Origin of the sequence: Pseudomonas sp. MYb13, assembly GCF_002980075.1 — a bacterium.
Classification (GTDB): Bacteria; Pseudomonadota; Gammaproteobacteria; order Pseudomonadales; family Pseudomonadaceae; genus Aquipseudomonas; species Aquipseudomonas lurida.
Map to the genome: position 1 here is coordinate 1 of NZ_PCQI01000040.1, position 1,223 is coordinate 1,223.

A 1,223-nucleotide genomic window follows, 5' to 3' on the forward strand; every position below is an offset into this window, starting at 1 on the left:
GCGCGGTGTGTCCGGCATTGGGCGAGTTTCTCGCAGATGGACACGCGGTATGCCTGGGATGACAACGGGCAGGTCACGGTGTTTAACGCCGACGGCAGCCAGGAAGTCTACGTGCATGACCAGCGGGCGCGGCTGGTGCAGCGGGTGGATCCGGAGGGGGCCGAGCACTTCAAGTCCTACGATGACAAAGGCCGGCTGACGGTTGAGCAGGATCCTCTCGGTGCGATCACGGCGTATCAATACGACGAAGCGGGACGCCTGGTGGCGTTGTTTCCGGGAGATGACGAGCCGACGACCTACGAGCATGACAACGGATTCGTACGGGTTGTGCGGCGTGGTGAAGCAGTCTGGAAATACGAGCGGAATGACCAGGGCGATGTTACGCGTAAGACCGATCCTGACGGCAACGCTACTGACTACAGCTACAACCAATATGGGCAGCTGGTTGGCGTTTGGTATCCAGACCATAGCTGTCAGCGACTGGTGTGGAATGAACGTGGGCAGTTGCTTGAGGAGCAGTTGCCCAATGGCGGCGTTAAGCGCTATCGCTATGACGATCTCGGCCGACAAGTTGCGCGTGAGGATGAGCATGGTGCGCTGACCCAACATCAGTGGGACAGCGTGGGTCGGTTGATCCGTGTGGTGCTACCGGGCGGCGCGTGCAGGGAATACAGCTACAACGCTTACGGAAAAATCACTTCCGAACGCGATGAACTGGGGAACGTCACCCGCTACGAATACGCCGACGGCCTGCACCTGATCAGCCGCCGCATCAACGCCGATGGCAGCCAGGTCAAGTACCGCTACGACAACGTGCGTTTATTGCTGACTGAAATCGAAAACGAGGTCGGCGAGACCTACCGACTTCAGTACCACAGCAATGGTCTAATCCAGCAGGAAACCGGATTTGACGGCCAGCGCACCGCTTACGTTTACGACCTCAACGGCAACCTGCAGGAAAAGACTGAACACGGTGATGACGGTAGTCGGCTGGTTACTCGCTATGAGCGCGACCATGCCGGTCGACTCGTAGGAAAAACCCTGCCTGATGGTGGTGCCGTCGACTATGCCTACGATCGCCAGGGCAATCTCCTAAGCGTCGACGACGGCCACTGGGCTTTGGTCTATGAATACGACGTCCAAAACCGCCTCACCGCCGAACACCAGGGCTGGGGCACCCTGCGCTACGGCTACGACGCCTGCGGCCACCTTCATAACCTGCG

1 pseudogene is annotated in these 1,223 nt (G+C 59.1%); it reads left to right on the top strand.

The window, feature by feature from the left end:
- Positions 1 to 1,223: pseudogene (locus CQ002_RS28050) on the top strand (RHS repeat protein); the annotation flags it as partial.